Annotated in this window: 14 protein-coding genes; 8 read left to right on the forward strand and 6 right to left on the reverse strand. The window is 51.3% G+C overall.

What is annotated here, in order from left to right:
* The first annotated feature begins 11 nt into the window (after positions 1-11).
* From E4T81_RS14950 to E4T81_RS14960, 3 genes are all read left to right on the forward strand, one after another.
* A complete protein-coding gene (locus E4T81_RS14950; protein WP_135045968.1) occupies positions 12-1,109 on the forward strand; it encodes a fimbrillin family protein in 1,098 nt (365 codons plus the stop codon).
* A 123-nt stretch (positions 1,110-1,232) separates the two neighbouring features.
* On the forward strand, positions 1,233-2,264 hold the full coding sequence (gene mltG / locus E4T81_RS14955; RefSeq protein WP_167761988.1) for an endolytic transglycosylase MltG: 1,032 nt from the start codon (positions 1,233-1,235) through the stop codon (positions 2,262-2,264).
* 2 nt (positions 2,265-2,266) lie between these two features.
* Positions 2,267-2,509, forward strand: a complete 243-nt coding sequence (locus E4T81_RS14960; RefSeq protein WP_135045972.1) for a putative signal transducing protein — start codon at positions 2,267-2,269, stop codon at positions 2,507-2,509.
* Here E4T81_RS14960 and E4T81_RS14965 read toward each other — a convergent pair.
* The gene (locus E4T81_RS14965) at positions 2,495-3,610 is read right to left on the reverse strand and encodes an AI-2E family transporter (protein ID WP_135045974.1); all 1,116 of its coding nucleotides are present in this window, start codon (positions 3,608-3,610) and stop codon (positions 2,495-2,497) included. The two genes, E4T81_RS14960 and E4T81_RS14965, sit on opposite strands and share 15 nt — an antisense overlap.
* Positions 3,611-3,824: 214 nt before the next feature.
* Between E4T81_RS14965 and E4T81_RS14970 the strand changes: the two genes are divergently transcribed.
* Entirely contained in the window at positions 3,825-5,258 is a 1,434-nt protein-coding gene (locus tag E4T81_RS14970; RefSeq protein ID WP_167761989.1) for an MFS transporter, read from the forward strand.
* An 85-nt stretch (positions 5,259-5,343) separates the two neighbouring features.
* On the opposite strand, the gene E4T81_RS14975 is transcribed toward E4T81_RS14970, so the two are convergent.
* The 5 genes from E4T81_RS14975 to E4T81_RS14995 form a co-directional block, all read right to left on the reverse strand.
* Positions 5,344-5,820 carry a PepSY-like domain-containing protein gene (locus tag E4T81_RS14975; RefSeq protein WP_135045976.1) on the reverse strand — a complete coding sequence of 159 codons (477 nt, stop codon included), beginning with the start codon at positions 5,818-5,820 and terminating at the stop codon, positions 5,344-5,346.
* A gap of 70 nt (positions 5,821-5,890) precedes the next feature.
* A complete protein-coding gene (gene typA / locus E4T81_RS14980) occupies positions 5,891-7,690 on the reverse strand; it encodes a translational GTPase TypA (protein WP_135045978.1) in 1,800 nt (599 codons plus the stop codon).
* Between the two features lie 2,372 nt (positions 7,691-10,062).
* Positions 10,063-12,174: a M3 family metallopeptidase gene (locus E4T81_RS14985; RefSeq protein WP_245207107.1), complete on the reverse strand. Its 2,112-nt coding sequence runs from the start codon at positions 12,172-12,174 to the stop codon at positions 10,063-10,065.
* A 115-nt stretch (positions 12,175-12,289) separates the two neighbouring features.
* A complete protein-coding gene (locus E4T81_RS14990; RefSeq protein WP_135045982.1) occupies positions 12,290-14,479 on the reverse strand; it encodes a lipopolysaccharide assembly protein LapB in 2,190 nt (729 codons plus the stop codon).
* A 183-nt stretch (positions 14,480-14,662) separates the two neighbouring features.
* A complete protein-coding gene (locus E4T81_RS14995) occupies positions 14,663-15,859 on the reverse strand; it encodes an OmpA family protein (RefSeq protein WP_135045984.1) in 1,197 nt (398 codons plus the stop codon).
* Positions 15,860-16,209: 350 nt separating this feature from the next.
* Here E4T81_RS14995 and E4T81_RS15000 point away from each other — a divergent pair, with 350 nt between their 5' ends.
* From E4T81_RS15000 to E4T81_RS15015, 4 genes are read left to right on the forward strand one after another with little or no spacing between them, the layout of a single operon-like run.
* On the forward strand, positions 16,210-17,073 hold the full coding sequence (locus tag E4T81_RS15000) for a murein hydrolase activator EnvC (protein WP_135045986.1): 864 nt from the start codon (positions 16,210-16,212) through the stop codon (positions 17,071-17,073).
* A gap of 60 nt (positions 17,074-17,133) precedes the next feature.
* Positions 17,134-18,288, forward strand: a complete 1,155-nt coding sequence (dxr, locus tag E4T81_RS15005) for a 1-deoxy-D-xylulose-5-phosphate reductoisomerase (protein ID WP_135045988.1) — start codon at positions 17,134-17,136, stop codon at positions 18,286-18,288.
* Between the two features lie 39 nt (positions 18,289-18,327).
* The gene (gene rseP / locus E4T81_RS15010; protein WP_135045990.1) at positions 18,328-19,695 is read left to right on the forward strand and encodes an RIP metalloprotease RseP; all 1,368 of its coding nucleotides are present in this window, start codon (positions 18,328-18,330) and stop codon (positions 19,693-19,695) included.
* A gap of 9 nt (positions 19,696-19,704) precedes the next feature.
* Positions 19,705-20,886, forward strand: a complete 1,182-nt coding sequence (locus E4T81_RS15015; RefSeq protein ID WP_135045992.1) for a class I SAM-dependent rRNA methyltransferase — start codon at positions 19,705-19,707, stop codon at positions 20,884-20,886.
* The last annotated feature ends 15 nt before the right edge of the window (positions 20,887-20,901 follow it).

Consider the following 20,901-nt stretch of genomic DNA (forward strand, 5'->3'; position numbering starts at 1 on the left):
CATCATCAGACATGAAAAAGAGGAACTTATTGATGGCATTATCGGTTACGGCGGTTACGGTGATTACGGCTACAGCCGTATCCTGTAGCGATGACGATGATGTGCCCTATGTAAACACAAGCAGCGACAACGCGATACGATTTGCCGCCGGCACCGAATTCTCCCGTGCCGGAGACATAACCACCAATAACCTGACTGAATTTAACGTATATGCCTATACTGACGAGTCGTCGGGTCCTAACCTGTTCATGAATAATGTGACAGTCAGCAAGACCGGCACAAATACATGGACCTACTCCCCGTTGCAGTATTGGCCGGCAAACGAGTCAGTCGACTTTTATGCATATGCCCCGACAACATGGGTAGGCGAGACCGGGCCGCTGCTTCCCATTGCCTACGACGCTATTACAGGCGACGAGGATATCGTGTATGCAGTAATTCCCGACCAGAAAGGAAATACCGGACAGCCAAACGCACAGGTCATCTTTAATTTCCGACATGCCCTGTCGAAGCTTACCATAAAGCTTAGCTCGTCAGACGCCAAGCTAAAGGTGGTAGTAACAAATGTGGCAATGTCAAATATAATGACCAAAGGCAACTTCAATTTCCCGTCGGCTTCGACAGCCGACCCTGCATCACCTGAGACTGTTGGCACATGGACCGACCAGAATACCCCCTACTCTTATATCCTGCACTGGTCACAGGCTCTGTCGGAAATGCTTACGCTTACGCAGACACCGACTGTCATCGCTGCAAGCGGAATGGGAAGAGGCGGCACTATGTTTGTCTTGCCGCAGCCGCTTACCTATCGCAGCAACGGAAACGGAAATGACACATACATCGCTGTACAATGCTCCATCTCTGACGTGGCAAGCGGTGAAAAGCTGTGGCCTAATGAAAATACACCTAAAGATGACCTTGCACAGGGAAGCACTACCGGCGACGGCATTCTTAGATTTCCGTTGTCGACAAGCAAGTACTCTGAATGGCAACCGGGATGTCACTACATCTATAACCTTGTCATAAACTCTAACGATGACATGGGCGCAATCGAGTTTGGCACTCCCTCTGTCGATACATTCATTGACGTTGAGACCTCATACCAATAATAAGCAACAATAAACATAGTATTTAAGTACGGGAGACATGACAACAGCTCGTTTGTCATGTCTCCCGTACTTTGCTCCGGCGCGATATGGATTATACCGATAATTTATGTAACTTTGCCATGTATGATACATAACTCTTCCAATAAAAAGACTATACGCATCGTCGTAGCCGCATTGTCGATAGCCGCAATCGCTACGGCTCTTCTTGTATATCGCAGTTATTTCATCACCGGCTATGATGGAAACGAAGCAAAATGGATATACATCGGCGACAAGATGACATCTGACAGTATCGGGCAAATACTTGGCTCCGAGCTTGGCGCAACCGGTAAAAAGGCGGCAACGATATGGTCGCTCGCCGGCGGTGACGCATCACGCGCGCATGGTGCCTACCGTATAGAGCCGGGCATGAGCGCCGCAAAAATATACCGCAAGATTTCACGTGGAGCACAGACTCCTGTAAAACTCACTTTCAACAACGTCCGTACAGTCAACCAGCTTGCAGGACTTGTGGGCCGACGTCTCGAAACCGACTCCGCCGCCTTTTTAAGCGCCTGCGACTCAATCCTGCCGGAAAAGGGATTTAAAAAGCAGCAATATGCCGCGGCATTTCTACCTGACTCCTATGAATTTTACTGGACGGCATCGCCTGAAAAAGTAGTGACCACACTCTGCGGTTACCGTGACCGTTTCTGGAATGACGAGCGCCGCGCCAAGGCGTCAGGACTCGGACTGTCACCGGTGCAGGTGGCGATAATAGCCTCAATTGCTGAAGAGGAGACCAATGACCGCGCTGAACGCGGTACAGTAGGACGCCTGTATCTGAACCGCGTAAAAAAAGGCATGAAGCTTCAGGCTGACCCGACTGTAAAATTTGCGGTCGGCGATTTCTCGTTGCGACGCATCACAGGCAAGCATCTTGCCATACAATCGCCCTATAACACATATCAAAACGCCGGACTTCCGCCCGGCCCGATACGCATAGCCGACAGAGAGACAATTAACGCAATTCTTGATTCAAAGCCTCACCCCTATCTGTACATGTGTGCAAAGGAAGATTTCTCCGGACGCCACAACTTTGCCGTGACCTATGCCGAACACCAACAGAATGCCGCGCGTTATCATAGAGCATTGAACTCACGAAACATCAAATAGCCATGACCCTGAACCGACCTGACGACAAAGACGAACTTGTGGTCTTTGACACCTACACTTCCGATGCCGATGCCTATATCGCAAAGGGCGTGCTAGAGACCAACGGAGTGCCGTGTATAATCAACAATGAGATATTCTCGTCGGTATATCCCGTCACCCTGTCGCCCTGGGGCGCGATAAAACTGCTCGTCTTCAGGCATGACCTTGAGAAGGCGGTCAGCATAATGGAGTCACGACCGCTCTGAGGCGCCGGAGTGATGTTCACGTCGCTTTGTCTGTAGCGTTATGTAATCGTCATAGTAAGCAAGCAGGAGAGTCGTCAGCGGCAACGCTATTATAAGCCCGAGGAAGCCGAGGAGACTTCCCCACACCGAGAGCGACAGCAATATTATCGCCGGATTAAGCCCCATTGCCTTTCCCATTATCTTAGGAGTGAGATACAGGTCCTGGATTGCCTGCACTACCGCATAGATTGCCATGCACTCCCAGAATATGACCCAGAAATCAACCCCTGAATCCACTGAACATACAAGACACAGTATCGTAGTCGGGATTATCGAAATCAACTGTAGATAAGGCACCATGTTGAGAAGCCCGATAAACATGCCGAGCACTATGGCAAGCGGCATGTCAATAATCAGAAAACCGATGCTGAAAAGCACGCCGACACAAAATGCCACCAACGCCTGACCACGGAAATAATGGTTCATAGACCGCTGTATGTCGCGTCCTATGCGGAATACCGTGCGCCGGTAGACAGGGGGGACCATATGCCTCACCATCAGAGTAAGCTTCTCATAATCAAGCATTATAAATATCACATAGAGAAACACGATAAACCAGCTGAGGAGTCCTATTATCATGCTGATACCGCTCGTGACAATGTTCCAGGTCGAAGAGATGAGATTTTCCACCATTTTTATCTGGTCTTCCCGCTGCATCAGCCCGGCGAGGTAGTCAAAATCGACATATTTCTTTATGAAGGAGTGGACTCCCTCCGGCATAAACGGAATCTCGAGTTCGGAGTCGGAATACACTTTCAGCAGATGCCCCATGTGGTGCATCTCACCTATTATCAACGGCACAAGAAGATAACACAACAGGCCGAAAAGGAATGTAGCCTCAAACAGCGTGACAAATATAGCCACCACCCTGCCCTTCAGATTGAGCAGCCTGCGGTTAAACTGAACAAAAGGCTCAAACAGATAGGCTACAAGGCATGCCACGCAGAATGGCAGCAACACTCCTTTCAGGATGCCGATTAGCCAGATAATTCCTATGATTACGACACATGTGATAATGATGCGTACGACACGGTCAAACGTGTAAGGTTCCCTTGAAAACATTTTTTCTCTTCTAATAATGTCACGAAATTAGCTATAATTTCTCTCATTATGATGATTTCTGACAAAATTCCTCATAAAATAATGACGGGAAATGTCGTGAATGTTGAGCCAAAGATGACGATATAAGTCATTCTTTTAACCACGAGGGGCGGAAAATCATGTTTTTTGTGTAATTTTGTAGAAAATAATTATCACATTAAACGCAAAACAAACTATGACAGAACAAGTCAAACAGACACTCAACGACAAGGCGTGGGCACGATGGACCGTACTCGTGCTCGTAGCGTCGATGATGTTTTTCGCCTACATGTTTGTAGACGTAATGTCACCCTTACAGTCACTTATCGAGACTGAACGCGGATGGTCGCCCGACGCGTTCGGCTATTATGCCGGAGCGGAATATATCCTGAATGTATTCGGATTTCTGATTCTTGCGGGTATTATCCTTGACAAGATGGGGGTAAGGTTCACAGGCACGCTATCGGCTTCAGTAATGGTGATTGGAGCGTGTATCAAACTATATGCCATCAGCGACATGTTTCAAGGCTCGGCACTTGACACCTGGCTTAGCTCCTGGTGGACCGCAATGCCGGGAAGCGCAAAGCTTGCGGCGTTCGGCTTCATGATTTTCGGATGCGGATGCGAGATGGCTGGTATCACCGTGTCCAAGACTCTTGCAAAGTGGTTTGAGGGCAAGGAGATGGCTCTTGCCATGGGTGCAGAGATGGCAATCGCCCGCTTCGGCGTGTTTGCAGTGTTCTCCATCTCTCCGCGCCTCGCCAACTGGATGGGCGACGAGACAGTGGTCGTTCCGGTAGGATTCTGTACCGCGCTGCTTTTCATCGGTCTTATATGCTACATCGTGTTTACATTCTTTGACACCAAGCTTGACAAAGAACTCGGCTCGTCAAAAGAAGACAACACCGCTGAAGAGGAGTTCAAGCTCAGCGATGTCAAAAACATCCTCACAAGCAAGCTTTTCTGGATTATCGCGATGCTCTGCGTGCTATATTATTCGGCTATTTTCCCGTTCCAGCGTTATGCAGCCAACATGCTTCAGTGTAACCTCGGTATTGACGCCACGACGGCAGCCGACATATTCCGCTGGTTCCCCATCGGCGCGGCAGTCCTGACACCTTTCCTCGGCTATTTCCTTGACCGTAAGGGAAAGGGTGCCTCGATGCTTATCCTCGGAGCCATCCTGATGATTGTATGTCACCTGACATTTGCCCTTCTGCTTCCGGCTTATCCGAGCAAGGCCCTCGCTTTCACCGCCATTATCGTGCTCGGAGTCTCGTTCTCTCTCGTTCCTGCGGCTCTGTGGCCCTCGGTGCCCAAGATCATGGACTCACGATTCCTCGGAAGTGCCTATTCTCTTATATTCTGGGTTCAGAACATCGGTCTGTCGCTTTTCCCGATTCTTATCGGCATAGTGCTTACGTCGTCCAACCCCGGAGTCACCGACCCGATGAAGTATGACTATACCAACCCTATGCTTCTCTTTGCCGGTCTCGGCGTGCTTGCACTGATATTCGGAATATGGCTAAAGGCTCTCGATGCAAGGAAACATTATGGTCTTGAGCTGCCCAATATCGCCCCGAGCAGGGAAGAAGAGATATTTGCCTCTGAAGGTGAAATCAACGAATAAACCGAAACGGTTTGTTATAACAGAGAGGCGTGATTCCGCAGCGGGAGTCACGCCTCTCTGTTCTTTTTAGAGCCTGAGCAAGGGGTCAGTCGTCGCGGGTGACACGTGTCATCTGCCCCGCAGCATTAAACCGGTAATCATCAATGCGGTCATGTCTTACCTCCACTTTATAGCCCTTTACCGGATGAAACTGAATCTCCTCTACCGAGTCAAGCGCACCCTGGTCGGAAAGGGTGCGACACGCCTCGGCAGGCAGCATATCGCGCACCAGGACCGCCGGCAGCACTCCTCGGTCAGGGGCACTTACCTCCGTGCATTTGCCCTGTGAGTCAAAGTCAAGGTCAGTGCCGTCGGAGAGTTCCAGTTCGTAGGAGTTGGACCAGAACTTCTTTTCATACTTTACAATCGTCTTTCCTTCAAAATGCTTTTTGATAAAAGACTTTGCGGCCACAGGCAGTCCGGAACTTTCGACCGATGCCGGGATCTGCGCCCTCAGCGACATGCAGCCCACACTCAGCGCGGCTGTTATCGCAAGTACTGTTTTCTGGACAAAACGATACATAATAAAAGTGTCTTACAGTTAGCAATCTAACCATAAGACACTTGTTCGGATGATATTGTTCAGTGTAATATCAGGCTTTATTAGCTCTCTTGCGCTCGATCTCGTCAAGGATAATTTTACGCAGGCGCAAGTGATTGGGGGTCACCTCGACATATTCATCTTCCTTGATATATTCAAGTGCTTCTTCAAGCGAAAATACCACCGGGGGAATGATACGCGCCTTGTCGTCGGCTCCCGACGCACGCATGTTGGTAAGCTTCTTTGACTTGGTGACATTGACCACGATGTCGTTGTCCTTGGCATTCTCTCCCACTACCTGTCCGGCATACACCTCTTCCTGCGGGAAGATGAAGAATCGTCCTCGGTCCTGAAGCTTGTCGATAGCATAGGCATAGGCGGTGCCCGCCTCCATTGCTATAAGCGAGCCGTTGGTGCGGCGTTCGATATCTCCCTTCCAGGGCTGATATTCAAGGAAGCGGTGAGCCATTATAGCCTCTCCCGCCGAAGCAGTTAGCACATTGTTGCGCAGTCCTATGATGCCGCGCGACGGGATATTGAATTCAATGTGCAATCGGTCATTCTGGGTGGTCATCGACACCATCTCTCCCTTTCGGCGGGTTACCATGTCGATAATCTTGCTTGAATATTCCTCGGGCACATTGATGGTAAGCAGCTCGACGGGCTCGCATTTCTTTCCGTCAATCTCCTTGATGATTACCTGAGGCTGACCCACCTGCAACTCGTAACCTTCGCGACGCATGGTCTCTATCAGCACCGACAGGTGAAGCACACCGCGACCAAACACAGTCCACACATCCTCATGCGCCGCCTTGCTGACACGCAACGCAAGGTTCTTGTCAAGCTCCTTTTCAAGACGGTCGGCAATGTGGCGCGAGGTCACATATTTTCCATCTTTTCCAAAGAAAGGCGAGTCGTTGATGGTGAATGTCATTGACATGGTAGGCTCGTCGATGGCTATGCGCGGAAGCGGCTCCGGATTATTGATGTCAGAGACAGTGTCGCCGATCTCAAATCCGTCGATACCGACAAGCGCACAGATGTCGCCCGACGATACTTCCTGCACGCGCTTGCGACCCATTCCTTCAAAGGTGTGGAGCTCTTTTATACGCTGCTTCACCACTGAGCCGTCTTTCTTGCAGAGGGCTATATCCATGCCTTCACGGAGTGTGCCGCGATGTACACGGCCCACAGCGATACGCCCTACATAGCTTGAATAGTCAAGCGAGGTAATCAGCATCTGCGGGTCGCCTTCAAGGGTCTCCGGTGCCGGGATATAGTCGATTATGGCGTCGAGCACGGGAAGGATATTGTCGGTAGGCTTGTTCCAGTCGGTCGACATCCATCCTTGTTTAGCCGAGCCGTAGACTGTAGGGAAATCAAGCTGGTCTTCTGTCGCGTCAAGGTTAAACATCAGGTCAAACACCATCTCCTGCACTTCGTCGGGACGGCAGTTGGGCTTGTCGACCTTGTTAATGACAACCACAGGCTTCAGACCCATCTGTATGGCTTTCTGTAAGACAAAGCGGGTCTGGGGCATCGGGCCCTCGAAAGCATCGACAAGCAGCAGACAGCCGTCAGCCATGTTGAGCACTCGCTCCACCTCTCCGCCGAAGTCGGCGTGTCCCGGAGTGTCGATGATGTTTATCTTATATCCCTTGTAGTTGATTGATACGTTTTTTGACAGAATAGTTATGCCTCGTTCACGCTCAAGGTCATTATTGTCAAGAATTAATTCACCCGCATTCTGATTCTCTCTGAAAAGGTTACCCGCGAGCAACATCTTGTCGACCAGCGTCGTTTTGCCGTGATCGACGTGAGCGATAATGGCAATATTTCTTATGTTCTGCATATTCTTTTGATTTTCACTGCAAAATTACTATGTTTAAAAACATAAACCAAACCGATTGACAAAAAAATCAGTCACCATCATCAAAAAGAGCCGCCCCAAATCAAAAACATTTGCCCCATCAACAAAAAATACACCACGGTTTACACCGCGTAGCTGTAGGGGCGACCGGGAGGTCGCCCGCCCATCCGCATGGCGCACCCACCCACATCCCGGGGTTGCTGTCACCGCGGGCGAGCTTCCACTCGCCCCTACATTGCATGTTGTAAATCAACGAAATACACAGGGATTACATCAACAAAAACACACCACGGTTTACACCGCGTAGCTGTAGGGGCGACCGGGAGGTCGCCCGCCCATCCGCATGGCGCACCCACGCACATTCCGGTGTTGCTGTCACCGCGGGCGAGCTTCCACTCGCCCCTACATTGCATGTTGTAAATCAACGAAATACGCAGGGATTATATCAACAATATACACCGGGGTTACACCGCGTAGCTGTAGGGGCGACTGGGAGGTCGCCCGCCACATCCGCATGGCGCACCCACCCATATTCCGGGGTTGTTGTCACCGCGGGCGAGCTTCCACTCGCCCCTACATTGCATGTTGTACATCAACGAAATACGCAGGGTTTACATCAACGATATGCACCACGGGGTACATCGCGTAGCTGTAGGGGCGACCGGGAGGTCGCCCGCAATATCCGCATGGCGCACCCCAAGCGCACATCCCGGGTTGCTGTCACCGCAGGCGAGCTTCAACTCGCCCCTACATTACATGTTGTACACCAATAAAATACGGCGCATTTCTTCAACAAAAATGCACCACGGGGCACATCGCGTAGCTGTAGGGGCGACTGGGAGGTCGCCCGCCACACCCGCATGGCGCACCCCAAACGCACATCCCGGGTTGCTGTCACCGCAGGCGAGCTTCCACTCGCCCCTACATTGCATACTGTAAATCAGCGATATACAATGCGGATTACATCAACAAAAATACACCTTGGTTACACCGCGTAGCTGTATGGGCGACTGGGAGGTCGCCCGCCCATCCGCATGGCGCCCACGCAATCTATCCCCGGCAGGGGATAATCCATGTTTAGCCGTGGGTTGAGCGTAGCGACACCCACAGTAACCGCAACCCCAAAAATATCGTTTCCGCAGGAATCGTCAATTCCCGTAACATGATGATTCCTAACGGAAACCACACGCTTGGTACATATTTTTCCGTGGGTATCACTTCGTTCAACCCACGGCTACAAGAAAGATCATCCCCAAGGGGATGCAACCCATGCCACACACCCACATGGCGCACCCACGCGCATATTCCGGGGTTGTTGTCACCGCGGGCGAGCTTCCACTCGCCCCCACATTGCATGTTGTAAATCAACGGAATACACAGGGATTACATCAACAAAATACACCTGGGTTACACCGCGTAGCTGTAGGGGCGACCGGGAGGTCGCCCGCCCATCCGCATGGCGCACCCGACCCACATCCCGGGGTCGCTGTCACCGCGGGCGAGCTTCCACTCGCCCCTACATTGCATATTGTAAATCAATAAAATACGGCGCGGATTACATCAACAAAAATGCACCACGGGTTACACCGCGTAGCTGTAGGGGCGACCGGGAGGTCGCCCGCCCATCCGCATGGCGCCCCACCCACATTCCGGGGTTGCTGTCACCGCGGGCGAGCTTCCACTCGCCCCTACATTGCATGTTGTACACCAATAAAATACGTCGCGGATTACATCAACAATATACACCGGGGTTACATCGCGTAGCTGTAGGGGCGACCGGGAGGTCGCCCGCCCATCCGCATGGCGCGCCCACCCACATTCCGGGGTTGCTGTTACCGCGGGCGAGCTTCCACTCGCCCCTACATTGCATGTTGTAAATCAATAAAATACGGCGCGGATTACATCAACAAAAAATGCACCACGGGTTACATCGCGTAGCTGTAGGGGCGACTGGGAGGTCGCCCGCCACATCCGCATGGCGCACCCTCGCACATTCCGGGGTTGCTGTCACCGCGGGCGAGCTTCCACTCGCCCCTACATTGCATGTTGTAAATCAACGGAATACGCATGAATTACATCAACAAAAAATACACTACGGGTTACATCGCGTAGCTGTAGGGGCGACTGGGAGGTCGCCCGCCCATCCGCATGGCGCGCCCACGCACATTCCGGTGTTGCTGTCACCGCGGGCGAGCTTCCACTCGCCCTACACGGCATGTTGTACATCAATAAAATACGGCGCGGATTACATCAACAATATACACCGGGGTTGCGGGGTGCGGCGCATGCATGGCGCACATGCGCGTTGCCGTAAATAAAACAGCCGGCCCGGAGGGGTCGGCTGTGGTGTGGGGTTAATCTTTTGTGGAGTGGATTGGCTGTGGAAGCGACGGTATCTCTGCCGGAGCCTTTACGCCGTCGCGCTCGAGGAGAGCGTCGATGGTAGGTTCCTGTCCGCGGAAACGCTTGTAGAGCGTCATGGGATGTTCGGTGCCCCCACGTGTCAATACGTTTTCACGGAAAGAGTCAGCGGTAGCCTTGTCAAACAGACCGTTTTTGAGGAAGACCGAGAATGCGTCGGCATCGAGCACTTCAGCCCACTTGTAGCTGTAATATCCTGCCGCATATCCACCTGAGAAAATGTGGCTGAACTGCGGGCTGAAAAGGCAGCCTTCCACCTCGTCAAACATGCTTACAGGCGCCATAGCCTCATTTTCAAACGCCACAGGATCAGCGACAGGAGCAGTGGTCATGTGCCATGCCATATCGGTCAAGCCAAACGCGAGCTGACGAAGGCAGGCATATCCGGCGCCAAACTGGGAAGTATTGACAATCTTGTCGACAAGATTCTGAGGAATCGGTTCGCCGGTCAGGTAATGACGGGCAAAACCGTCAAGAAATTCCTTTTGTGTAAGATAATTTTCATTGAACTGGGAAGGCAGCTCCACAAAGTCACGATAGACGTTAGTGCCGGAGAGCGAGCTGTATTTAGTGGCTGCGAGAAGCCCGTGGAGCGCATGACCGAACTCATGGAGGAATGTCTCCACCTCATAGGGTGTAAGCAGCGAGGGCTTTGAGCCTGTAGGCTTGGTGAAGTTCATGACAATTGACACATGGGGACGCACGGAGTCGCCCCCGGCAGTAATCCACTCTTCGCGGAAATTGGTCATCCAGGCGCCGGGACGCTTGCTTTCACGGGGGAAGAAGTCGGTATAGATTACACCGACAAAGCTACCGTCGGCATCCTTTACATCATAAGCCTTTACATCGGGGTGATAGACAGAGACAGCGGGATTATGCTCGAATGTGAGTCCGTAAAGACGGGTCGCGAGCCCGAACACACCGTCAATCACATTGTTAAGTTCAAAGTAGGGGCGAAGCTCTTCTTCGTCATATTTATACTTCTCTTCCTTCAGCTTATTGGCATAGTAGCTGTAATCCCACGGCATAAGCTTGACCGGGGCACCCTCACGCGCGGAAGCAAAATTCACAATCTCCTCAAACTCGCGCAACTGGGCGGGACGATAAGCCTCGGCAAGCTGCTGCAAGAGCTTATTGACATTTTCCGGGGTCTCCGCCATTGTCTTTTCAAGCTTATAGTCGGCATAAGTCGATTTACCGAAAAGATTGGCAATCTGACGGCGGGTGTCGGCAATAGAGGTCATAATCTCCATGTTGGAGTATTCGCCTTTTGTATTGCGGCTGCTGTATAGCTTGTAAAACTTCTCGCGCAGGTCGCGACGGTCGCTATATTTCATAAACGCCGTGTAGACAGGCTGAGCAAGCGTGAAGAGGTATTCCCCGTCTCTGCCTTTTTCACGGGCGGCAAGAGCGGCAGCCTCTACAGAGCTTGCAGGGAGTCCGGCAAGGTCGTCGGCGGTGAGCCATATCTCATAGGTGTTAAGCTCTTTCAACACATTTTGTCCGAATTTGGTGGTAAGGTCGGAAAGCTGAGCCGAAAGCTTGCGATAAGCATCTCGCTTCTCTCCCTGCAGCTCCGCACCCTGGCGAGCAAAACTGTCGTAGGTCGTAGAGAGCAGCATCTCGTCTTCAGGAGAGAGTGAGAGGCCGTCTTTTTTGTCATATACAGCCTTGATGCGCTTCCACAAGCCCTCGTTAAGGCTTATGCCGGTAGAGTGCTGCGACAGCTTGGCAGATACACGTAGCGAAATCTCCATCATCTCATCGTCGCTCAACGCCGAGAGAATGGGGAAAAACGCATTTAGCACCCGGTTAAGGTCGGAGCCGGAGCGTTCAAGGGCAACGATGGTGTTTTCAAACGTAGGCTCTTCAGGAGAATTGACAATAGCGTCAATCTCGCTGTTCTGCAACTGCATGCCACGGTCGATAGCCGGCTCGTAGTCCTTGTTGGAAATCCGGTCAAACGGGATTGTGTTATGTACTGTCTCAAACTCCGTAAAAAACGGGTTTGAAATATCTTCTACTTTTTGCTCTGCGTGAATCATGTTAATACATAAAATTAAAAAAGTCAGGGCTATTTTTCTCATAAGCTCGTCATATTGTTTCGATTAATCACACAAATTTACGGAAAAATCCTGACACATTGCCATAAACGGGGTCTTAATCTCGTGAATATAACAGAGCGTCGATGACAAGCGGCAACAGCGACTCCTGCACGCCGGCGGCAAGAAGCCTCGGGACATCGGCCTTAAAGCCCTTAATGAATGCCTCGACACCCCCACTCTCATTGTCGACCGACAGTCCGTAGAAATTCAACGCCTCCTTTATATCACCGCAGGCAAGATAAAGATGCCCCATGTTGAGATAGTCTGACGCGTCAGGGCGGTCAGTGAGCACCTTCTCATAATAACTGCGGCTCTGGCTGAAATCGCCCGCCACAAAAGAGGTCCAGGCGATAGGACGCCATGCACGAGTCGACTTGTCGTCAAGAAACTCCACCTTGAAATAATAGCGCAACGCGTCGTTGTAACGGTCGAGTTCAAGATAGCAGTGTCCAATGCTCAACGCCACGCCGAGGTCATCGGGTTTCTTCTCCTCGACACGACGGTAATATTCTAGCGCCATCGCGGGATTGTCAAGCTCCTTGTAGCAATTGGCAATGCGGCGCAGTGTCCACAGGCTGTCGCCGTTAAGCAGCTCCGCCTGCTTGTAATAGTCGAGAGCCTGCGCCATGTCACCGAGCTTGGCGTGACAATAGCCGAGTTTCTGGTAAAGCTGCGCATCGGGAGGCATGGAGCCGGCAAGCAACCCGAACACATGGGCGGCATCCTCATAATAACCGCGCCGGAAATAAAACTCGCTCACTACCGGGAGAGTCTCAACGTCAGTAAGGTCGGCGGCAAGAAATGGCAACTGGAGCAGATTGACAGGGCGCATGAACGGGTCCTTAAAATCGCCCTTCCTACGGAACAGCTTGAAGAAGCGATACAAGTCCTGCACATATTTGTTAGCTATACGCCCCGCCGACATCGAGCCTGAAGAGACAGCGGCAGCCTGCAGCTCAAGCTCATTGATGCGCTGAGAGTCAAACTGCGACAGCATCATATGTTTCTGAGCGGCGGGCACCGAAGCCAGGGCGAGTACAAACGAATACTTGTCACCGTCGCAGAAAAACGGTGATGACGCCACCATGTCACCTATTGTCGACAGGTCCTTGCCGAGCGCATCCTTGACGGCAGAGTGATCCATGTGAAACGGGATGAACCAGTTAGCCACATCAGAGAAAAACGGGAAATACTTGAGGTTGGAAAATGTCATCATGAACACATCGCCGCCATCCTCCTGCATCTTGGTAAGCTCTTTGAGTTTGTCGGTTATGCCCGACTTATCGAGGAGCTCCTGCCACTCTGGGTTTTCCTCAATGTCGGCAATATCGGCGACGCTATCCTTCATGCGCCGGGCTATGTCGGGGCGCAGCTTTAGCATTGAAGGCAGCAGCTCTTCCTGCATCTTGCGGTTGATGCGCTCTGTGTCACGCGTACGGATAAACTCAAGAAACACTTCCTTCACATCGTCGTGCCATGACGTGGTGTCACGCAAGGCGTCAATCCTCCGCGCCAGCTTCGACGACGCTACCCTCGACCGGTTGACATACATGGCAAGCAGCGCCGCAACGAGCGCACGCACAGAAATGCTTCTTGACGGCGACGACTGATAGATGTCAAGCAGCATGTCAAGACGGGGCTCGTCATAATACTGCAGCAAGCCGAGCAACAGAGCCGACACAAGCATCTCCTTAAAATAGAGGGGAATCTCATCGCCCGACATCAGGGATGACACAACCGCCGCATCATCGGCAGAGAGCGGATAGGACACCCACAGACGGTTGAAGAGACGGCGCTCCGTCTCCTCCTTCTCCTTAACACCGGCATCAGCCTTAGCATTGCCCGCGGCGATGTTATAGAGCGACAGGTCGGAGAGCAAGGCTACGTAACGGTCGGAGAGCGACTTTAACGAGTCGCTTTGCATGCTCTCATAGCGGAGAGTGTTGAAATATATCTCAGGCGACTTAGGGCGGCGCAGCTCACGCGACACCCTGTCAAGAATCTCAAATATGCCTCTTACAATCGAGTGGTAAATCTCATCGCGCGAAGGATCGTCTACACCCTCTACGGCATATCGGAGCATCATCGAGTAAGATTGCTCAAGGTGGTCGATGCGGTCGGTTATGCGCCAGTCGCCTAAAGAAGCGCTATAACTGCGAAGCAAGCCAAACGCGTCGCGCAGACGCTTCTGCATGACATAATTCTCTATCTTGGCAGGCAGATCGCCTGTTGAATGCTGTATCATATAACTAAGTAACTGTTAATGTGCAATTATAACAATCAATATAGCAAAACTTATGCCAAACTTATATTAAAAAGATGTAATGCACGGCAACGTGTATAAAAAGCCTCCGCCAAGGTACAGGCAAAAAAAAGCCTCCGCCCGTAAAGGGGCGGAGGCAAAGGGTTTATTCAGGTTTTACCTTAATTAGTCCTGTGAAAAGATTACGATACGGTTCCAGTTGTTGGTGTCGTATACCTGTGATGCGCTACCCTCAGCCTTAACTGTCAAGCGATCAGCGGCGATACCGTATTCCTTGGTAAGCATGTTGAATACGTTCTGTGCACGACGCTCAGAGAGCTTGAGGTTGTAGTCAGCAGTACCGGTATCCTTGTCAGCGTAACCCTTGATGACAACCTTAGTGTCGGGATTAGCCTTCATCCACTGAGCGATGTTGTATACGTTAACTGCTTCCATAGAAGAAATCTTGGCAGAGTTGATAGTGAAGCGTACAGTTGACATCAACGGAGCGCCTACTTCAGGACATTCAACAGCTACAACTTCGGGGCAGGGGAGCTGAGCCTCAGCAGCTGCAAGACGTGCGCCGGTGTTGGCGAGCTCGCCGCGGAGGTCGTTAATCTGACCGTTAAGCTGGCTGATGTAGCCAAGATAAGAGCAGGGGTTGAATGACTTGAACTTCTTGCCACCGAGGTTGAAAGTGAAACCACCCATTGCGGTAAGGTTCATGTCGATAGAGTTGGTTCCGTAAGTGATGCCGTCAAACTGGTCACCGTAGAATGAGTAACGACCTTCAGCGAAGAAGTCAACATACTCGCAAAGACGGAAACGGAACTGCATACCTACTGATACGGGGATCTGCCATACCTTAGTCTTGTAGCGACCGTGGTTTTCAGGAGCGTAAGCGTTGTAAGGACCGGTAAAATCCCAAGAGTAAGAACCACCGACACCGACGAAAGGCACGATGCTGAATACACGGTTGTCATTTACCTTGAAGCTGTTAAACATATCCCACATCAAGTCGAGGTTAGCGTTAACAAACTTAGCCTTACGGTAAGCGCCTGATGCGTTGAAGTGGTAAGCACCACCCTGTGCGCTGATACGCCATCCCAGATAGGGAGTAAACCATTTACCGAATCCTGCACCATAAGCAGCAGTGATGTGACGCTTAGCAGCGTGAGGAGCGTGTTCTACGATAGGGAATTCCATACCGGCACCAATCTGGATAAACCAGTTATCCTTCTTTCCAGAATAGTAGTGGTCAGCACATTCTACTTCGCTGAATGTAGCTTCCTCAATTACTATAGCCTCTTGAGCTTTAGCTTCGTTTGCTGAAAGAAGCATAGCTCCCGCTGCAGCAAAACCAAAAAGGATGTTCTTTTTCATTCTTCTTTAATTTTAATTTATACAAATTATTTTAAACCCTTCATTGTCTCTAACCATTCAACCGGCTCTCTTTTCATTAGCGGTCGGTATCACAAGTTTTGGTATATTAACACAAAGACATTTCGCTTTGTTCAATAAAATTTTTCACAAAGGTATAGTTTTGTTGAATATCATGCAACTTTTTTGGACACAATTTAACACGTGATTGTTAAAGTTCACACTACTTTATGTGCTAATTTTCATGTTATTTAGCGATAGCACAATCGGTTTGCAAATTTAACGTTATATTAAATACCGGAAAAATATGCTTATATTTGTAATCTATTTTTCTGCATAATAACCGACAAGACATGGCTGACCGACAAGACGACATTAAGAAACATAAACATTCATTCAAGACCAAAAGCCGGTTCAGGCTATCGTTTATTAACGAAAACCGGTTTAATGAGGTGTGGACAATGAAATTCACACGCACGGAGATTGTAATCGCCAGCATATTGCTCGTGGCGGCATTAAGCTGCCTCGCGGCGACCATAATCGTCATGTCGCCTATACGCACTCTCCTGCCCGGCTATCTTAAAGAAGGACAGAGGCAGGAAAATATAGTCAACTCCATGCGCATCGACTCGCTTACAACCCGCGTCAACATCAACAACGCCTACATCTCCAATCTTGAGTCGCTGCTCGCCAACCCAGCCGACTCGCTGCCATCCGCCGCCACTGTGCAGCATGGAGAGCCCATGTCGCCCGACTCACTGCTGCCCGCGTCGGAAAACGAGCGCCAGTTTGTCAGACAATTTGAGGAAAACGAGCGGTTCAACCTCAACGTGCTGTCGCCGATAGCCGCCGACGGCATCTCGTTTTACCCTCCGGTAAGCGGCGCCACGGAGCTTAACGCCGAAGGGCAGAATGAATTTTCCATAACACTGACAGCACCACCGTCATCAACCGTATGTGCCATATACGCAGGCACTGTCGTGGACTCTTACATGACACGCGGAAGCCGCAACACCATTATCCTGCAGCATCCCAACGGCTTTGTGTCAAAATATTCCGGCATACACACACCCTTTGCCAGGACAGGCGAAAAAATAGCCAAGGGAGCGGTGATAGGCATCACCTCGCCCAAAGAGTCGGGACAAGAGACGACTGTGACATTTGAGCTGTGGAATAAAGGCGCTGCGCTCAATCCGCGCGAATATATCGTTTTTTAGCCTATTCGCTTTTATGTTAAATGAAATTGCCGTAAATTTGCAGACACATTAATATATATAATGAAACAGAAACAACTCGCTATAATCGGAAGTACAGGTTCGATTGGCGTACAGACACTTGATATAATCTCAGAATACCCTGAATTGTTCCGCGCATCGGTGCTTGCCGGAGGCTCTAATGTCGAATTGCTTGAAAAGCAAGCTATCGAACACCGCCCCGACAAAGTGGTGATAGCCGACGAAAGCGGCTACGAACGACTGCGCGACTCGCTCTCGCCGCTCGGCATACAGGTAGAGGCGGGCAGCAAGGCAGTGGCTGAGGCAGCGGTATCGGTCGACGGAATCGACACTGCCGTGATAGCCACGGTAGGCTACAGCGGACTTGAGCCCACGCTCAAAGCCATTGAGCATGGCAAAGAGATAGCGCTCGCCAACAAGGAGACACTTGTAGTGGCGGGAGAGCTGGTGACAGGTCGGCTCGCGAAATCGCGCTCGACAATCATGCCCATCGACTCCGAACATTCCGCGATATATCAGTCGCTCACCGGCGAGACCCCTGAGTCGATACGCCGGCTGTTGATAACGGCCTCGGGCGGCCCGTTCCGCAAAATGTCGCTCAAAGAGATGGAACACGTGACCGTGAAAGACGCCCTTGCCCACCCCAACTGGTCGATGGGGGCAAAAATCACCATTGACTCGGCGACTATGATCAACAAGGCGTTTGAAATCATCGAGGCGCGGTGGCTGTTTGATGTTCCAGCTGAAAAAATCAATGCAGTCGTGCATCCGCAATCGATCATTCACTCAATGGTGGAATTTGTCGACGGCTCCATAAAAGCCCAGCTCGGCTTGCCCGACATGCACCTGCCCATACGCTACGCGCTCGGCTGCGGCAACCGATTGCCATCGGAACGCCCCGGACTCACGATAGCCGACTACGCGTCGCTTGAATTTTTCGAGCCTGACTTCGAGCGGTTCCCGTTGCTGCGCCTCGCCTACCATTCGCTTGAAAAGGGCGGCAATGTGGCGTGTGTGGTAAACGCGGCAAACGAGATAGCAGTCGCCGCCTTCCTGAAAGGGCAGATTCCATTCCTCGGCATACGCGGCATAATCGAGAAATCACTTGAGGCGATACCCTATATCGCGACCCCGTCATATGACGACTACGTGGCTACCAACGCCGAGACTCGCGCCTATGCCTCATCTCTCTTATAAGCAACTCAAAACGTAAATATCTACAATCACTTATTAACAATGGAAACATTTTTGATAAAAGCGCTACAGCTCATCCTTGCGCTCGGACTTCTGGTAATAATCCATGAGTTCGGACACTATATATTTGCCCGCATGTTTGGCATAAAGGTTGAAAAGTTCTATCTGTTTTTCGACCCCTGGTTTTCCCTATTGAAATGGAAGCCGAAAAAGCAGAAAGCCGTGACCGACGCCGACGGCAACGAGCGTGCCACATGGAGAGACACCGAATATGGTATCGGATGGCTGCCACTGGGCGGATATGTGAAAATCGCCGGAATGATTGACGAGTCAATGGACAAAGAGCAGATGGCTCAGCCGGCAAAACCTTGGGAATTCAGGTCAAAGCCCGCTTATCAGCGTCTTCTGGTCATGGTTGCCGGAGTGTTGATGAATTTTGTTCTCGCAATCCTTATCTACGCCGGCATCGCATGGTACTGGGGAGAAAAATATATCCCCTTCGACCAGGCATATGAAGGTTTTGACTATGTGCCGGCGGCGCAGAAGATAGGCTTTAAAAACGGTGACATACCATTGCTCGTGGACGGCGAGAAAATTGACATCTCCACCGGTGACCACCTCATGAAAATGGTGGAGGCTAAGAAAATCACCGTACTGCGCAACCATAAAGACACCGTAGACATAGCCATCCCCGAAAACTTCATATTCCGGCTGAACGATGACAAGGGATTTCTTAACTACAGGCTGCCTGTCTATGTGCAAAGTGTGGTAAACGGCGAGCCGGCAAAGGAAGCCGGACTGCTCGCAGGCGACCACATAGTCGCCGTAGGCGATGCGCCGACACCATCCTACACCGAATTTACCGCCGAGCTTGCCAATCATCCCGAAGAGACAATAGGGATGAGAGTAGTGCGCGACGGTGACACTATCACTGTGCCGGTAAAGCCTACGGCGGCAGGAAAAATCGGCATACAGCTGAAGCCGATTACCGACATATATCCCGTGGTAACCCGCCATTATAACTTGCTCCAGTCGATACCCAAGGGATGGGAAATCGGCACGGGCAAACTGTCGGCCTACGTCGGCTCGATGAAATATGTAGCCACCGCCGAAGGAGCGAAGAGCCTTGGCGGATTCGGGGCGATTGGAAACATGTTCCCTGAAAAGTGGAGCTGGCTTGCATTCTGGGAAATCACCGCTTTCCTGTCAGTCGCACTCGCATTCATGAACATACTCCCGATTCCCGCGCTTGACGGAGGCCACATAATGTTTCTTCTTTACGAGATTATCACTCGCCGCAAGCCAAGCGAGAAGTTTATGGAATATGCCCAGATTGCGGGCATGGCATTCCTTATCCTGCTTCTGCTTTATGCCAACGGCAATGACATCTACCGATTTATATTCCGATAAAACAACGATATGGACTATCCTGAAATAGTATTGAGAAAAGGCAAGGAGCAATCGCTCGAACGCCTGCACCCATGGGTGTTTTCAGGTGCTGTCGCACACCTGCCCGAAACAGTCGAGGAGGGTGACACGGTAAAAGTAGTGTCATCTACCGGCAAGGTAATCGGCACCGGACACTATCAGATAGGCAGCATAACCGTAAGGATACTTGCCTGGGGCGACGCGGCGGTCGATGCCGCCCTTTACGGCGAGCGCCTTAACGCCGCCTATGAGCTGCGTCGCGCCCTGAAGCTCATAAACCGCCACAACAACGCCTACAGGCTTGTTCATGGAGAAGGCGACTTCCTGCCGGGACTTGTCGTCGACGTGTATGGCGACACGGCTGTGTTGCAGGCCCACTCTCCGGGAATGCACTTTGCGCGCGACATCATAGCCGCCGAACTCGTGAACCTCCCTGACGCAGGCATAAAGAATGTCTACTACAAGTCGGAGACGACTTTACCTTACAAGGCTCATCTCGACCCGCAGAACCAGTATATAATCGGACAATTTTCAACCAACGTCGCCGAGGAAAACGGGCTCAAATTTCATGTCGACTGGCTGAAAGGTCAGAAGACCGGATTTTTTGTCGACCAGCGCGACAACCGTGCATTGCTTGAGAAGTATTCCCATAACCGCAAGGTGCTCAACATGTTCTGCTACACGGGCGGATTCTCTGTATATGCCTTGCGTGGCGGCGCGGAACTTGTCCACTCTGTCGACAGTTCGGCAAAGGCCATTGCCCTGACCGATGACAATGTAAGGCTTAACTTCCCCGATGACACCCGCCACAGCTCTTATGCCGAAGACGCGTTCAAGTTTCTATCGGCGATGGACACCCCCTACGACCTCATCATCCTTGACCCTCCGGCGTTTGCCAAGCACCGTAGCGCACTGAAAAACGCGCTTATAGGCTATCGCAAGCTTAATGCGAAGGCTTTTGAGAAGATTGCCCCGGGAGGCATCCTGTTCACCTTCTCATGCTCGCAGGCGGTAAGCCGCGAACAGTTCAGGCTCGCAGTGTTTTCGGCTGCCGCGCAGAGCCGCAGGAAGGTGCGCATCCTGCATCAGCTGACTCAGCCTGCCGACCATCCGGTCAACATCTATCATCCCGAAGGTGAATACCTGAAAGGGCTTATATTATATGTCGAATAAGAAGTACCCTATACC

This window comes from Barnesiella sp. WM24 (genome assembly GCF_004570975.1).
In the GTDB taxonomy this organism is placed as follows: domain Bacteria; phylum Bacteroidota; class Bacteroidia; order Bacteroidales; family Muribaculaceae; genus Muribaculum.